The 14,759-nt window shown below is 71.6% G+C and carries 15 protein-coding genes and 4 pseudogenes; 12 read left to right on the forward strand and 7 right to left on the reverse strand.

The window, feature by feature from the left end; translation table 11 throughout:
- Positions 1-114 precede the first annotated feature (114 nt).
- Complete coding sequence (locus tag OG936_RS28795; RefSeq protein WP_383754195.1) at positions 115-1,344, forward strand: sensor histidine kinase; 1,230 nt, start codon at positions 115-117, stop codon at positions 1,342-1,344.
- Positions 1,332-1,991, forward strand: coding sequence for a LuxR C-terminal-related transcriptional regulator (locus tag OG936_RS28800; protein WP_406498612.1), 660 nt, complete (start codon positions 1,332-1,334; stop codon positions 1,989-1,991). Before OG936_RS28795 ends, OG936_RS28800 begins: the two co-directional genes overlap by 13 nt.
- A gap of 19 nt (positions 1,992-2,010) precedes the next feature.
- On the opposite strand, the pseudogene OG936_RS28805 reads toward OG936_RS28800, so the two are convergent.
- A pseudogene (locus OG936_RS28805) lies at positions 2,011-2,124 on the reverse strand (VOC family protein); the annotation flags it as partial.
- Here OG936_RS28805 and OG936_RS28810 point away from each other — a divergent pair.
- Positions 2,119-2,592, forward strand: a pseudogene (locus OG936_RS28810) (Tn3 family transposase); the annotation flags it as partial. The pseudogenes OG936_RS28805 and OG936_RS28810 overlap by 6 nt on opposite strands.
- Before the next feature lie 4 nt (positions 2,593-2,596).
- Here OG936_RS28810 and OG936_RS28815 read toward each other — a convergent pair.
- Both OG936_RS28815 and OG936_RS28820 read right to left on the reverse strand, forming a co-directional pair.
- On the reverse strand, positions 2,597-3,307 hold the full coding sequence (locus tag OG936_RS28815; RefSeq protein ID WP_406498613.1) for a cation transporter: 711 nt from the start codon (positions 3,305-3,307) through the stop codon (positions 2,597-2,599).
- A complete protein-coding gene (locus tag OG936_RS28820) occupies positions 3,307-3,642 on the reverse strand; it encodes an ArsR/SmtB family transcription factor (protein ID WP_406498615.1) in 336 nt (111 codons plus the stop codon). Before OG936_RS28820 ends, OG936_RS28815 begins: the two co-directional genes overlap by 1 nt.
- Positions 3,643-3,700: 58 nt before the next feature.
- Between OG936_RS28820 and OG936_RS28825 the strand changes: the two genes are divergently transcribed.
- On the forward strand, positions 3,701-4,093 hold the full coding sequence (locus tag OG936_RS28825) for a DUF3703 domain-containing protein (RefSeq protein ID WP_406498616.1): 393 nt from the start codon (positions 3,701-3,703) through the stop codon (positions 4,091-4,093).
- A 46-nt stretch (positions 4,094-4,139) separates the two neighbouring features.
- Here OG936_RS28825 and OG936_RS28830 read toward each other — a convergent pair whose 3' ends face one another.
- The gene (locus OG936_RS28830; RefSeq protein ID WP_406498617.1) at positions 4,140-4,301 is read right to left on the reverse strand and encodes a hypothetical protein; all 162 of its coding nucleotides are present in this window, start codon (positions 4,299-4,301) and stop codon (positions 4,140-4,142) included.
- 106 nt (positions 4,302-4,407) lie between these two features.
- Between OG936_RS28830 and OG936_RS28835 the strand changes: the two genes are divergently transcribed.
- Entirely contained in the window at positions 4,408-5,043 is a 636-nt protein-coding gene (locus OG936_RS28835) for a nucleoside/nucleotide kinase family protein (protein ID WP_406498619.1), read from the forward strand.
- A 71-nt stretch (positions 5,044-5,114) separates the two neighbouring features.
- Complete coding sequence (locus tag OG936_RS28840; protein ID WP_406498621.1) at positions 5,115-6,242, forward strand: M24 family metallopeptidase; 1,128 nt, start codon at positions 5,115-5,117, stop codon at positions 6,240-6,242.
- A gap of 75 nt (positions 6,243-6,317) precedes the next feature.
- Here OG936_RS28840 and treZ read toward each other — a convergent pair whose 3' ends face one another.
- Positions 6,318-8,135, reverse strand: a complete 1,818-nt coding sequence (treZ, locus tag OG936_RS28845; protein ID WP_406498623.1) for a malto-oligosyltrehalose trehalohydrolase — start codon at positions 8,133-8,135, stop codon at positions 6,318-6,320.
- A gap of 169 nt (positions 8,136-8,304) precedes the next feature.
- Here treZ and OG936_RS28850 point away from each other — a divergent pair.
- The 4 genes and pseudogenes from OG936_RS28850 to OG936_RS28865 all read left to right on the forward strand — a co-directional run.
- Positions 8,305-8,460: pseudogene (locus OG936_RS28850) on the forward strand (family 1 glycosylhydrolase); the annotation flags it as partial.
- 210 nt (positions 8,461-8,670) lie between these two features.
- Positions 8,671-8,799, forward strand: coding sequence for a hypothetical protein (locus OG936_RS28855; RefSeq protein ID WP_406498625.1), 129 nt, complete (start codon positions 8,671-8,673; stop codon positions 8,797-8,799).
- Between the two features lie 21 nt (positions 8,800-8,820).
- Positions 8,821-9,495: pseudogene (locus tag OG936_RS28860) on the forward strand (methyltransferase domain-containing protein); the annotation flags it as partial.
- Positions 9,496-9,632: 137 nt separating this feature from the next.
- Complete coding sequence (locus OG936_RS28865) at positions 9,633-10,472, forward strand: alpha/beta fold hydrolase (RefSeq protein ID WP_406498627.1); 840 nt, start codon at positions 9,633-9,635, stop codon at positions 10,470-10,472.
- 39 nt (positions 10,473-10,511) lie between these two features.
- Here OG936_RS28865 and OG936_RS28870 read toward each other — a convergent pair whose 3' ends face one another.
- The gene (locus OG936_RS28870; protein ID WP_406498629.1) at positions 10,512-11,453 is read right to left on the reverse strand and encodes a GNAT family N-acetyltransferase; all 942 of its coding nucleotides are present in this window, start codon (positions 11,451-11,453) and stop codon (positions 10,512-10,514) included.
- Positions 11,454-11,656: 203 nt separating this feature from the next.
- Here OG936_RS28870 and OG936_RS28875 point away from each other — a divergent pair, with 203 nt between their 5' ends.
- The gene (locus OG936_RS28875; protein ID WP_406498631.1) at positions 11,657-12,226 is read left to right on the forward strand and encodes an FHA domain-containing protein; all 570 of its coding nucleotides are present in this window, start codon (positions 11,657-11,659) and stop codon (positions 12,224-12,226) included.
- A gap of 30 nt (positions 12,227-12,256) precedes the next feature.
- Here the strand turns inward: OG936_RS28875 and lpdA are convergent, their stop codons facing one another.
- Positions 12,257-13,684, reverse strand: a complete 1,428-nt coding sequence (gene lpdA / locus OG936_RS28880; RefSeq protein ID WP_406498633.1) for a dihydrolipoyl dehydrogenase — start codon at positions 13,682-13,684, stop codon at positions 12,257-12,259.
- Positions 13,685-13,817: 133 nt separating this feature from the next.
- On the opposite strand from lpdA, the gene OG936_RS28885 reads away from it, so the two are divergent.
- Entirely contained in the window at positions 13,818-14,720 is a 903-nt protein-coding gene (locus tag OG936_RS28885) for a LysR substrate-binding domain-containing protein (protein ID WP_406498635.1), read from the forward strand.
- The last annotated feature ends 39 nt before the right edge of the window (positions 14,721-14,759 follow it).

Raw genomic sequence — 14,759 nt, forward strand, 5'->3', positions numbered from 1 at the left:
AGGGGGTGGCCGGACGAGAGTGCGCGCTCCCGGACCGGGGGTGTAGCCGACTCCACCAGGACCCGGGGGAGGTCTCCACTCCGGCGGCGGGTGAACCCCCGTAACGTGATGCGCATGAGCATCACTCCCGCCCCGCTGACGGTCGCCATCCGGCGTTCGTGGGACGCCTCGCGCTATCTGTTCGTCGGCGTCGGGATGGGGCTGATCGCGTATCTGAGCACCTTTCTGGTGGTGGCGGTCCTGATGTTCGCCGTCGTGGTCGTCGGGCTGCCCGCACTGCCCGAGGCCGCCAAAGTGCTGCGCCGCTTCGCGGAGTTCGAGCGGCGCAGGGCGGCCGCGCGGCTCGGCGTCCCGTTCACGCCGACGCCGTATCCGCCGCTGGACGGTGGTGAACTCTCCGAGCGGGTACGGCGCGTCCTCACCGATCCGACGGTCTGGCGCGACGCGCTCTGGCTACCGCTCCAGGCGCTCATGGGCAACGTCATCGGCTACTTCGCGATGGTGCTGTGGCCGGTCGGCCTCCTCGTCGACGGGGTCGTCCTGCCCGTGGTGCACCTGCTGGACAGACGCACCACCGACGAGTACGGGACGCCGCCGCCCGTGCGACAAGGACTGGTGCTGCGCTGGCATTCCGTCCTCGCCGATCTGTCGGCGAGCTGGACCCGTTCCCTGCTCACCGTCTCGCCGTCCACCGCACTCGCCGAGCGGATCGCCCAGCTGACCGAGAGCCGGGCCGGAGCGGTCGAGGCGCACGGCGCCGAACTACGGCGGATCGAACGGGATCTGCACGACGGCGCCCAGGCCAGGATCGTCGCGCTGTCCATGCGGATCGGCCTCGCCAAACAGCTCCTGGACCGTGACCCGGCCGCCGCGCGCATCCGCCTCGACGAGGCGCAGGACGGTGCGGAGGCGGCCCTCGCGGAACTGCGGCACGTGGTGCGCGGCATCCATCCGCCCGTCCTGACGGACCGCGGGCTGGCCGGAGCGGTACGGGCGTTGGCCGCCGATGTCGGCGTGCCCGTCGCCGCAGAGCTCGACGGGGTGGAGGACGGGCGCCGGCTGCCGGCCGCGATCGAGGCCGCCGCCTACTTCGTGATCGCCGAGGCCCTCACCAACATCAGCAAACACAGCGGCGCGACTGCCGCGAGGATAGGCATCGACCGCGGCCCCGGCATCCTTCGGGTGGTCATCGGCGACAATGGGCACGGCGGTGCGGACGAACGCGCCGGGAGCGGACTGGTCGGAATCAGGCGTCGGATCGCCGCCCTCGACGGCACCACCCGCATGAGCAGCCCCACCGGGGGGCCGACGGAAATCGAAGTGGAGCTGCCGTGCGGATCGTGATCGCCGAGGACAACGCCTTGCTGAGGGAGGGGCTCATCCTGCTCCTCACCGGCTCGGGCCACGAGGTGGTGGCCGACGCGGCGGTCGGTCCCGAGGTGCTCCCCGCGCTGCTGGAACACCGCCCGGACGCCGCCGTGCTCGACGTACGGCTCCCACCCACCTTCCGCGACGAGGGGCTGCGCGCCGCACTTGCCGCCCGCGCGGAGATGCCCGACCTGCCGATCCTGGTCCTTTCGCAGTACGTCGAGGAGACGTACGCCGCCGAGCTGCTCGCCCGGGGCGCCGAGGGCATCGGCTACCTGCTGAAGGACCGGGTGGGCCGGGTCGACCAGTTCCTCCAGGCGCTCGACCGGGTGGCGGCCGGCGGCACAGCGCTCGACCCCGAGGTCGTGACCCAGCTGCTGACCCGCAAGTCGTCGGCCGAACCCCTGCGGAGCCTCACTCCGCGCGAGCGGGAAGTCCTGGAGCAGATGGCACAGGGCAAGGCGAACGCCACCATCGCAGCCGAACTGGTGGTGACCGAACGGGCCGTGAGCAAGCACATCGGCTCGATCTTCGCCAAGCTCGGCCTGGAGCCGGACGACGGCACGGTGCACCGGCGGGTGCTTGCGGTGCTGGCGTACCTGGAGGGCAAGGGCACGCGCTGAGCGAGTCGCGGCCGTTTCCTCACTCGGGCTGGAGCAGATCCCAGCGGTTGCCGTACAGGTCCTCGAAGACCGCCACCGATCCGTACGCTTCGTGCCGCGGCTCCTCCAGGAACCGCACCCCGGCCGCCGGCAGGTGTCGGAGGCCCGCACGGTGGCCGAGCGGCGCGTGTACGCGGCGGTGGCCCGCGCGGCACACCGGGCCGACCCCTCGCTCGCGCCGGCGCTGGCCGCGCTGCTGGCGGTGCCGGAGGGCAAGCGGGTCTCGGAGCTGGAGCGCCTGCGCACACCGCCGGTGACGTCGACGGGCACCGCGATGGTGCGGGCCATGGAGCGGGTGGAGGAGATCTCCGCGTTCGCGCTGGGCCGGGTGAACCTGTCACGGGTGCCGGTGAACAGGCTGTCCACGCTCGCCCGGTACGGGCAGCTGAGCAAGGCGCAGACGATCGAGCGCGCGCCGGAGCCCCGGCGGACCGCGCTGTTGACGGCGGTGGTGCGCCAACTGGAGGCGCAGGCGGTCGATGACGCGCTGGGCCTGTTCGTGGTGCTGATGGCGAACCGGCTGATCAGCCCCGCCCGGCGGGCCTCGGAGCGGGAGCGGTTGGTGGTCAGTTGCAGCAGTCGCAGCCGGGGCGGCAGCCGCACGCATCCGCCTCGTCGCCGGCGGACAGCACGAGTGGGGCGGTGGGGGCGCAGCATCCCTTGCCCTGCCACGCCTCGCGGCCTTCCTTGACGGCGATGGCGGCGATGACCAGGGCGGCGATCGGGTCGGCCCAGGACCAGCCGAGGGTGGCGTTCAGGATCAGGCCGAGCAGCAGCACGGCGGACAGGTACGTACACAAAAGCGTCTGTTTGGAGTCCGCGACCGCGGAGGCGGAGCCCAGTTCCCGCCCGGCGCGGCGCTGGGCGGCGGACAGGAACGGCATGATCGCCAACGACAGGGCGGCGATGACGATGCCCGGGATCGACCGCTCTGCCTCCCCGGTGCCGGTGAGCGCCCGGACGGCGTCGAAGGAGACGTACGCGGCAAGCGCGAGGAAGGAGACCGCGATGATCCGCAGGGTGCGCTGCTCGCGGGCCTCGCGTACGGCGTGGTCACGGGCGGAGAACTGCCAGGCGACCGCGGCGGCCGAGGAGACCTCGATGACCGAGTCCAGCCCGAAGCCGATCAGCGCGGTGGAGGAGGCAAGGGTGCCGGCGGTGATGGCGACGATCGCCTCGATGACGTTGTAGGTGATGGTCGCCGCGACCAGCAGCCGTATTCGGCGGGCGAGGATGTCGCGACGGGCCGGGCTGGGCCCGAGCGATATCGCGGTCATCAGCAGCACCCCTTGTCGTCGGCGTCCACGCACGTGCGGTCGGTGGCGACGGCCACCACCGCATTTCGCAGGTCGTCCAGCGCGTGGCCGAGGCGGGGGTCGGCCAGTTCGTAGCGAGTACGGCGGCCGTCGGGGACGGTGACGACCAGGCCGCAGTCGCGCAGGCACGCCAGGTGGTTCGACAGCCGGGTGCGGGAGATCCCCAGCGTGTCGGCAAGGTCGGAGGGGTAGGCCGGGGCCTCGCGCAGCGCGAGCAGCAGGCGGCAGCGGATCGGATCGGCCAGCGCCCGGCCGAAGCGGGTCAGGGCGTCGAGGTCGGTGGCGCGGGTCAACATGGACAGGACGATACACGGATGCTTGAATCCAAGAAATCCTGAACTATTGGAGGTTGCCGTGCCTCGCCCCTCTCCCATGCCGCCCGCCCTGCTGGAGGCGTTCACCGCCGAGATGACCGCGGCCCGCACTCCGGGACCGGCGGCGCAACGGTGGCGCGCCGCCGAGCGGGCTCACATCCTGTCCCAGCCCTGGCCCTGGCCTCACACCCGAACCCATGGGGTGATGCTCCGCCTCGCCCTGCGTGACCGCGACGTGCGCGAGATCGTCGGCCAGCTGGTGCGCCTGGCCGTCGCTGCTCCCGGTTCGGCGGCCGGGAAATATCCGGACGGCAACACCGGCCGCACCCGGGCTGGGCTCACCACCCCGATGGCCATCCCGGACGACCTCGCTGCTCTGCTCCGCGGGGCCGGCGTCGCGGTCCCCCACCAGCTCGAAGCACCCGCGAAGTAGGCGCACCCCAGCAAGATCAATCTCACCGGGATTCCCTGTACCTCAACTACTCACACCCGGTGTAGAAGTCGCGGGCCTCGTCGTAGTCGCGGACGACCAGGGTGACCAGGGCGATGTGCGGCATGAGACTCCTCGGACAGGGGCGGGCAAGGGTGTCGTGAGCCCATTCGTTATTTACCCGCCCCTGCGGGCGCCGTGTCGACCGCACCCGATTTACCCGCCCCTGCGGGCGCCGTGTCGACCGCACCCGCCATGACACCCGCCATGACACCCGCCATGACACTCGTCCGGCGCGCGGCAGGACAATGCCCCGCATGGACATCAGTGACCTCACGGAGCCGACGGCCCGCGGCCTGCGCCTCGCCGTCTCCGGCCACCGCCGCATTCTCGGCATCGCGGGACCGCCCGGAGCTGGAAAGTCCACCCTGGCCGCACGGCTCGTCGACGCGCTCGACGGTCTCGCCGTCCTCGTTCCCATGGACGGCTTCCACCTCGCCCAGGCCGAGTTGGAACGGCTCGGCCGTGCCGGGCGCAAGGGCGCCCCCGACACCTTCGATGCCGCCGGGTACACGGCCCTGCTCCGGCGCCTGCGCCACCCGGAACCGGAAACCACCGTGTACGCCCCCGCCTTCGACCGTGCCCTGGAGGAGCCGATCGCCGGGGCCGTCCCCGTACCCCCGGATGTCCCGCTCGTTGTCACCGAGGGCAATTACCTCCTGCACGACGAAGGGGGCTGGGCGCCCGTGCGCGGGCTGCTGGACGAGGCGTGGTTCCTGGATCTCGAACCGGCCCTGCGGGTGCAGCGGCTCGTCGACCGGCATGTGCGCTTCGGCAGGCCGCGGCCATACGCGGAGCGTTGGGTGGCCGAGTCCGACGAATCCAACGCGCGCCTGGTCGAGCGGGGTCGTTCCCGCGCCGACCTCGTCGTACGACCGCACCCGGAAAACTGATTCCCGCTCGCGCGGAACGGAGCGCACGGGCAGGATGCTGTATGCCGTGTCGCGTCGCCAGGAGGTCCCGCATGTCCAGCCCGAACCAGCCCGTACCGTTCACCGCCGACGACTACCGGGCCCGGATGGCGCGCGCCGCCGAAACCGCTGCCGAGGCCGGGCTCGCGGGCGTGCTGGTCGCCCCCGGACCGGACCTGGTGTACCTCACCGGCTATCAGCCCGTGAACACCGAACGCCTCACCGTCCTCGTCCTCACCGCCGGCCAGGACCCGGTCCTCGTCGTCCCGACCCTGGAGGCCCCGGACGCCGAGAAGGCCGTCGGCGCACCGGCCTTGACCCTGCGGGACTGGACCGACGGCAAGGACCCGTACGCCGTCACCGCTCCGCTGCTCGACGACCGGGGCCGCTTCGGGGTCAGCGACAACGCGTGGGCGATGCATCTGCTCGCGCTGCAGCGAACGCTCCCGGGCACCTCGTACGTCGCCCTCACCGAGGCGCTGCCGATGCTGCGCGCGGTGAAGGACGCCCATGAGCTGGAGCGGATCGCGGCCGCCGGGGCCGCTGCGGACGCCACGTACGGCGAGATCCTCAAGGTGCGTTTCGCCGGGCGCAAGGAGACCGACATCGCCGCCGATCTGGCCGGTCTGCTCAAGCAGTTCGGGCACTCCCAGGTCGACTTCACCGTCGTCGGCTCCGGCCCGAACGGCGCCAATCCGCACCACGAGGCGGGCGACCGCACCATCGAGCGGGGCGACATGGTCGTGCTCGACTTCGGCGGCCTCAAGCACGGCTACGGCTCCGACACCTCCCGTACGGTCCATGTCGGCGAGCCAACCGCCGAGGAGCAGCGGGTCCACGACATCGTGCGCGTAGCGCAGGAGGCGGGCTGCGACGCGGTCCGGCCCGGCGTCGCCTGCCAGGAGATCGACCGGGCGGCCCGCGCCGTCATCACCGAGTTCGGTTACGGCGAGCGCTTCATCCACCGCACGGGCCACGGCATCGGCGTCACCACCCACGAACCGCCGTACATGATCGAGGGCGAGGAACAACCACTGGTGCCCGGGATGTGCTTCTCCGTGGAGCCGGGCATCTATCTGCCGGGCCGGTTCGGTGTCCGGATCGAGGACATCGTGACCGTGACCGAGGACGGCGGCCGTCGCCTCAACAGCACCGCGCGCGAACTGGCGATCGTCGAGTAACCGAGTAACCGAGTAACCGAGTAGCCGGGTAGCCGGGTAGCCGGGTAGCCGGGTAGCCGGACGCGGCGTCGCGGATCAGTCGTCGGCCAGCACCACGCAGGACTCCGGCGGCAGATGCAGCAGCCCGTCGCCGCCCGGGGTCTCCACCGGCTCCCACGCGGCCACCACCCGGCCCGCGCCGCCCCGGCGCCGGCCGCCGCCCAGGGGGATCGTGGCCGGTTTCTCGTCGAGGTTGACGGCGATCCGCAGATCGCCCCTCCGGTACGCCAGCCAGCGCGCCTGTTCGTCGTGGGCGGTGCGCACCGACGCCAGGTCCGGGTCGCAGAGGTCGGGCAGGGCGCGGCGCAGCGCGATCAGCTCGCGGTACCAGGCGTGCAGACGGGCGTGCGGCTCCCGGGCCGGTTCGCTCCAGTCCAGGCAGGAGCGGTCGCGGGTGGCCGGGTCCTGCGGGTCCGGAACGTCGTCCGCCGCCCAGCCGTGCGCCGCGAACTCCCGCCGTCTGCCGCTGCGTACGGCCTCGGCGAGCGCCGGGTCGGTGTGGTCGGTGAAGAACTGCCAGGGCGTACGGGCACCCCACTCCTCGCCCATGAACAGCATCGGGGTGAACGGCCCGGTCAGCACGAGGGCCGCGGCGCAGGCCAGCAGTCCGGGGGAGAGGGTGGCGGAGAGCCGGTCGCCCCGGGCCCGGTTGCCGATCTGGTCATGGGTCTGGGCATAGCCGACGAAGCTGTGGGCCGGGGTGCGGGCGATGTCGACGGGGCGGCCGTGGGTACGGCCGCGGAAGCTGGAGTACGTACCGTTGTGGAAGAACGCGTTCGTCACGGTCTTGGCGACGGCGGCCAGCGGGGCCGTGGCGAAGTCCGCGTAATAGCCCTGGGACTCGCCGGTCAGTGCGGTGTGCAGGGCGTGGTGGAAGTCGTCGTTCCACTGGGCGTGCAGACCGATGCCGCCCGATTCGCGCGGCGTCGTGGTCCGCGGATCACACCGGTCGGACTCGGCGATCAGCGAGAGCGGACGGCCGAGTTCGGCGGCGAGCGCGTCGGTCGCCGCGGCCAGCTCCTCCAGGAACGTCAGTGCCCGGTCGTCGGCCAGGGCGTGGACGGCGTCCAGCCGCAGCCCGTCGAGCCGGTAGTCCCGCAGCCAGGCGAGCGCGCTGCCCAGCAGATACGCCCGCACCTCGTCCGAACCGGGCGCGTCGAGGTTGACCGCCGCACCCCACGGCGTGTGGTGGGTGTCGGTGAAGTACGGGCCGAAGGCCGGGAGGTGGTTGCCGGACGGGCCGAGATGGTTGTGGACCACGTCCAGCACGACCGCGACCCCGAGGCCGTGCGCCGTGTCGACAAAGCGCTTCAGTCCTTCCGGGCCGCCGTACGGTTCGTGCACGGCCCAGAGCGACACCCCCTCGTACCCCCAGCCGTGAGTGCCGGGGAAGGGACAGACCGGCATCAGCGACACATGGGTGATGCCCAGTTCGGCGAGATGGCCGAGCCGGGCCGCCGCGGCGTCGAAGGTGCCCTCGTCCGTGTACGTACCGATGTGCAGCTCGTACAGGACGGCGCCCGGCAGCCCCCGGCCCGCCCAGTCGTTGCGCCAGGCGTACGCCGAGTGGTCGACGACGGCGCTCTCGCCGTCCGGCCCGTCCGGCTGACGGCGCGAACGCGGATCGGGCAGCACGGTCGCGCCGCCCGCGCCTTCGCCGTCCGCGCTGCCGCCTTCGCCGCCCCCGCCGGCCTCGCCCGCGTTCAGCACGAAGCCGTAGCGGTCCCCGTCCGCCGCCTCCGCCTCGACCGTCCACCAGCCGTCCCGCAGGGGATCACGCCCCATCGCGCGCGGCGACCCCGCCAGTCGCAGTTCCACCGAGTCCGCATCCGGTGCCCATACCTCGAACAGCATGTAACGCTCCTCGTCTCCTCGCCCCCGTGCTCCATGGCCGGCAGCAGCCGCGACGGCTGACTCACGACACTGGATCGAGCCCGTTACTGGCGATTAAGGTCTGGCTCTGATCATTGCCCCGTCAGGTTCTGCTCAATACGCGCTCCCTCTTACGGCTGTGGAGGCCGAGATGACTGTGCCGTCGTTCCCGCCCGGTTTCCTCTGGGGGGCCTCCGCCTCCGCGTTCCAGACCGAAGGCGCGTCCGAGACCGACGGCAAGGGCCCCTCCGGCTGGGACGCCTTCGCCGCACAGCCCGGACTCGTACGCCTGGTACCGGGAACTGATCCGCACACAGAAGTCCTCCGTGGTCCGGCACGGTGCCCCGGAGAGGCCCGGAGCCCGCTGACCGCCCCCCGCGTGATCAATGCTGTGCGTCACACGTCCTGACATGGCCCTCGGCACTCAAGACCTCCACTACCAGTGCTTCTGCCGCTAGCGCGAAGGTGACCTTCCCGAACGCCGTTCGGGATCAGCCGAAGCGCCTACGTTTCACCCATGAGCCGACGTCATGTGCCCCACGCCTTCACAGCGGTCGACACCCAGCCGCAGCCGACCGAACTCGTCGAAGTCCTGAAGTGCCTGGCCGCCGAGCCGTTCTATGGTGCATACAAACAGCGGCTGTGAGACCTCCTCCAGGCCCGTCCGGGCGGACGCTTCCTCGACGTGGGTGCCGGATCGGGGGACGGCGCACTGGCTCTGACCGCCGAATGCGGAGCGCGGGTAGTGGGCGCGGACAACTCCCTGACGATGGCTGCCGCGATGAAAGGCGCGGGCCTCGCGCACATCACTGTCGCGGACGGGCGGTGTCTGCCGTTCCAGGACTCGTGCTTCGACGGCGCATGGGCGGACCGCGTACTGCAGCATGTGGAAGACCCGGAACGGGTGCTCGACGAAATGTTCCGCGTAGTCCGCCCCGGCGGCCGGATCGTACTGGCCGACCCGGACTACGCCACCCAGGTCCTCGACATCGAGGACCAGAACCTCGCCGCTCAGGTTCTGCGCTTCCGCGCCGACGCCGCTCTCCGCAATGGCACGCTGGCACATCGGCACCCCGGCATGCCGGCCGCCCGCGCGCTCGAAGACGTCGCGGTGGAAGCCCGAACCCTTGTAGTCCGCGACCCGACGGCCGTGGACAACGTGATGGGGCTGCGGAGCTGGGCGCACACCGCTGCCGCCCGCGGATACCTCGGCGCTGCCGACGCCGACAGATTCGTGGTCCAGTTCGACCAAGCAGTCCGCGCCGGACGCTTCACCTACGCAGATACCTTCTTCCTGACCTCAGGGACGCTGCCGGCTCCCGGTACTGCCCCCACTCCTTGACGGGGACGTGAATCTGCAACGGACCCGACCGATAGATCAGGTGCGTTATGTTGCTGGGGTGTTGGGCATCACTCAACACTCCAGCACCACACGCTTGGCGCGGCCGATCCATCGTCACGAGCGTAGGAGGGGCCCTCATGCCCGAGTTGGAACTCTCGGCGGGAACCATCGACTACCAGGACTCCGGCGGTGACGGCCCCGTGGTCGTCCTGCTGCACGGCGTCGCCATGGACGGTTCGCTCTGGCGCCACGTCGTCGCCGGGCTCCAGGACGACTTCCGCTGCGTCGTCCCCACGCTCCCGCTCGGCGGCCACCGCCGGCCGATGCACCCGGACGCGGACCTGTCGATCCTCGGCGTCGCCCGGCTGGTGGACGAGTTCCTCGAACGGCTCGACCTGAGCGATGTCACGCTGGTGCTCAACGACTGGGGCGGCGCACAGAGCCTGGTCGCCGACGGCCGCGCGACCCGCATCGGCCGGCTCGTCATCACCTCCTGCGAGGCCTTCGACAACTACCCGCCCGGCCTGCCCGGCAGCAACCTGGTCACCTCCGCCAGGTTGCCCGGCGGCCTGGCCCTGGCCTTCAACCTGCTCCGCCTGAAGCCCATGCGCCGGCTTCCGGTGACCTGGGGCTGGATGACCAAGCGGCCCGTGCCGCCAGAGATCATGGATGCCTGGTTCCGGCCCGTGGTCAGCTCCGCCGGGGTGCGCCGCGACCTGCGCAAGTACGTCCTCAGCACCCCGCCGAAGGCCGAGTTGCTCGCCTGGTCCGAGGCGCTTCGCACCTTCGACCGCCCCACCCTTGTCGCCTGGGCCACCGAGGACCGCGTGATGCCCCTCTCCCATGGCCGCCGCCTGGCCGAACTGCTGCCGCAGGCCGAGCTCGTCGAGATCGCCGACAGCTACACGCTGATCCCCGAGGACCAGCCCGCCGTCCTCACCGCCCACCTGCGGAGCTTCCTCGCCGGCCGACCGTGAAGCACACTGACGAGCGCGCAACGCAGGCAGATCCGCCGCTCAGGACTTCTCGTCCCAGACCATGTCGAAGGCGCGCTCGAAGTTCATGTACCCGAGGCGTTCGAAGGACCTCGCCATCGGTACGTTGCCGAGATCGGTCGAGGCCCGGATCCGTTCCACGCCGTCCTGCGCCCCCAGCACCCTGGTCCCCTCGGCGAGGATGTCGTCGATGTACCCGTGGCCACGCCGGGCGGGCAGCACACCGATGTACGCGATGATCGGGTTGTAGCTGTTGCGCGCCGGAATGACGAACCCGACCGGCTCACCGTCCGGCAGTTCGGCGATGCGCCACCACTCCCGTGGTGTCGGGTACGCGACCAGCTCCTCGTCGTAGTGCTTCTCGGCCGCCTCGCGAGCGCTGAGCCCGGACTCCAGGTCGGCCCGTCCGTGCGCGTCGAGGGTGCCCTCCATCACCGGTGTCATCAGCGCGAGAAGATCCTCCCGTCCGTCGACCGGGCGGAACCGTAGCCGGCCGCTGTCGGCGGGAACCGGCGTACCGGCGCGCCACTCCAGGCGCAGCCGCTCGACCAGCATCCGCGCACCGGAACGCTCCATGACCCGGATCCGGGCTTCGACGGCATCGCGTGCCACCGGGTCCTCGCGCCAGTCCGGCGGGACGTAGCGACCGTACTCGGGCCGCGGGGCACCGGCCGGTACGACCGCCGCCGTCGCCGCCTCCAGCAGCCGCAGGCCCGCCTCGCCGCGTTCGGGCTCGGGCAGGGTGTCGTCGAGGTCGAAGACGTCGAGCAGCAGCGGCACGTCACCGTCCCGGCTCCACCAAGCGATCCGTGCCACCACCCGTTCGCCGCGCAGCGCCATCCACATCCACTCGGGCTGGCGACGCCCGCTCTCCAGATCCTCCGCGAGCTCGTGATCGAGAACGTACGAGAGTTGGCAAAAGAGCCCGAGCTCCTGCGGACCGGCGAGCGGTCGGACAGTCAATTCCCCCGGTGCAGAGGTCACATGATCTCCCTGAAATGCGTAAAGGCCGTGTGGCGATCGCCGGGCGGCCGGCGGCGCAGAGAGTACAACGCCTGCCCGGCAGCCGCCCCGGAATTTCCGTGCCGGTGTTCCGCGCAGGTCAGGAGGGCGGAAAGCCTGGGTTCTTCTGGACACTCCGGGGCGGTCGGCCGACAATTGACCGCGTGACGTCCCCCTTCGAGTTCCACACGTACCCCGCGCGGCTGTCCGATGCCCAGCGCGACCGTGTTCTCGGCGTGCTCAGAGACGGCGCGGCACAGGGCAAGCTGTCCCACGACACCTTCATGCGGCGCATGGAACTGGCCCTCGCCGCCCGGCGCTCGGAGGAGCTGGCGGCGCTCACCGCCGACCTGGAGAGCGAAGGCCGCTGGTCACGGCGGGTACTCCGGATCGTGAGCGGAGTGTCCGGCTTTCCCGGCCGGGTACGCCGGGTCTGGCAGACCGAACGGCTCCCGAAGCTCCTGCTCCCCGCCCCCAGCCCCTACCCCCTGCTGATCGGCCGCGACCCGGGCAACGGCCTGCGGCTCAACCACGAGACCGTCTCCCGGCTCCACGCGGAACTCACCGTGCAGGGCGGCCGTTGGCTGCTGCGCGACCTCGGCTCGACCAACGGCACCTGTGTCAACGGGCAACGGGTCACCGGCACGGTCCCGGTCCGTGAGGGGGACCAGGTGAGCTTCGGCCGCATGAGCTTCCGGCTCTCCGCGCCCGTCCTCGGACCCCCTCCCCGATAGCCGACCGGGCCCCAGGGCCCTTCGTCCGGATCAGGACTGCTGGTGGAGACCGCGCCCGGCGAGCGTGAGGAAGGCCTCGCCGACCGCCTCGGAGAGCGTCGGGTGGGCGTGGATGTGAAGCGCCACATCGGCGGGTTCGGCGTCCCATCCGACGATCAGCTGGCTCTCGGCGATCATCTCGGAGACATGCGGGCCGACGAGATGCACCCCGAGCACCCGGCCATTCCGCCCGGCGACGGCCTTCACCATGCCGCCCTGCCCGTGGACCATGCCCTTGGCCACGGCGGTGAGCGGCATGGTGTTGACCGCGACATCGTGCCCGGCGTCACGGGCCTGATCCTCGGTCAGGCCCACCGACGCGGTCTGCGGGGACGAGTACGTGACCCGGGGGACGGCTGCGTAGTCCACCGCCGGTGAGCGCAGACCGGCCAGCGTCTCGGCGGCCAGCAGCCCCTCGGCGAAGGACGCGTGAGCCAGCCCCGGGGACGGCGGCGGCAGTAGATCGCCCACCACGTGCAGGCCCGGCACGGACGTTTCGAGACGGGACCAGTCGGCGGGCACCACATGACCGCGGTCGTCGGCGGCCAGACCAGCCGCCGCAAGACCGAGTCCGTCCGTCACCGGGGCACGCCCCACCGCGACGAGCAGCCGCTCGGCCCGCACCGTGCGGGTTTCGCCGCGCGAGGTGCGTACGGTCGCCACGACCTCGTCGTCCCCCACGACCGCGTCCAACAGCCTTGCTCCGGCCAGCACATCGATGCCTCGCCTCTTCAGGCCGCGGGTCAGATGGCGCGACACATCGACATCCTCCAGCGGTACGAGCCGGTCGGCGGCCTCGACCAGGGTGACGTCCGCGCCCATCGACCGGTGGAACGAGGCGTACTCGACCCCGATAGCCCCGCCGCCCAGCACCAGGACGGACCGCGGCAGCCCCGGCGCGAACAACGCGTCGTCACTGGTGACCACGCGGCGCCCGTCGGCGGTCAGACCCGGCAGCATGCGCGGCCGGGATCCGGTCGCGAGAACGATGCCACGGCGTGCGACAACCTCCCCGTAACCGTTGATCCGCGCACTGCGAGGGCCGATCAACTCTGCGCTCCCGTAAGCCACTTCGACTGAGGCGTGCGCGAGGTGGCCCGCCACGCCGCGGTGATTGCGCGCCACGATGTCGTCCCTCGCCGCGGCCAGCGCGGGCCAGTCCACCGATTCCACGGCCGCCCTCACACCCCAACGCTCCCGGGCCTCCGCGATGCCGTCCACGAGTTCGGCGGCGTGCAGCATCGCCTTGCTGGGGATGCAGCCGCGATGCAGGCAGGTGCCGCCGACCTTGTCCCGCTCCGCGAGCACCACCTTCAGACCCAGGGAAGCGGCCCGCAGGGCGGTGGAGTACCCGCCGGTGCCACCGCCGATCACCAACACGTCGGTCTCGTTCTCATTCAATTCCCTGGCCCGAGTCATGGCCACAGCCTCTGCCTGCGCCTTGCCATGAGTCCAAGACAATGTTTCTTTGGACCCGATGCACAGCCTTTATGGGTCGAGGTACGGGTACGGGCCGCCGGACACGGTCCACCAGGAAGACGGGGAGCGCGCGGTGAGCCTGCGACAGATGGAGTACTTCCTCACGGTCGTCGAGGCGGCGTCGTTCACCCGGGCCGCCGAACTCCTCCATGTCACCCAGCCCGCGCTCTCCCACCAGATCAAGGCCCTGGAGAAGACCGTCGGCGGTGCCCTGCTGGAACGGCTGCCGCGGGGCGTGCGGCTGACGCCGATGGGCCGTGCCTTTCTGCCGCACGCCGAGCGCTCCGTACGCAGCGCCGCGCAGGCCCGGCGCGCGGCCAGGGCGGCGGCGGGGGCGGAGGGCGGCGAACTGCACATCGCGACGGTGCACGCGGTGGCCGTCGGCATCCTCCCGGACGTCTTCGCCCGCTGGCGCCGGGCGCACCCCGGGGTCGCTCTCGTGCTCCACGAGTACGCCACCACGGAGGCCCTTGAGGAACAGATCGAACGCGGCACCGCCGACCTGGCCGTCGGCCCGCCGCCCGCGCATTGGCCGGGACCCGTCGTCCCGGTCGGCGAGGAGGAGATCGTCCTGGTCGTTCCGTTCGACGACCGGCTCGCCGGACGCACGTCGGTCCGCCTCCAGGAGCTGGCCGACCGTCCTTGGGTGCGCTGCGCGATGGAGCCCGTAGTGCAGGGCCGGGCATTCCTGGACTGGGCCTGCGGCCGGGCCGGCTTCACGCCCCGTACGGCGGTGCGCACCGAACACACCTCGACAGCGGTACGGATGGCCGCGGCCGGAGTCGGAGTCACCGCGGCCCCCGTACACGTGGTCGGCGGAGCGGTCGGCGAGGACTGCGCGGTGCTCGCCGTCGACCCGCCGTGGCGACGTCGACTGGCGGTCTTCTCCCGAGTCGAGCTCACCGGTGCCGCCGCCGCGTTCACGGAGCTGCTCGGCGCCTCCGGGCCGTTCTGCCTCCGGTCGCCCGCAGACTGAGTTACGGCCCGTCCGGGCGCGCCGCCATCACCAGGACGG

It is taken from the genome of Streptomyces sp. NBC_00846 (assembly GCF_045207325.1).
GTDB lineage: Bacteria > Actinomycetota > Actinomycetes > Streptomycetales > Streptomycetaceae > Streptomyces.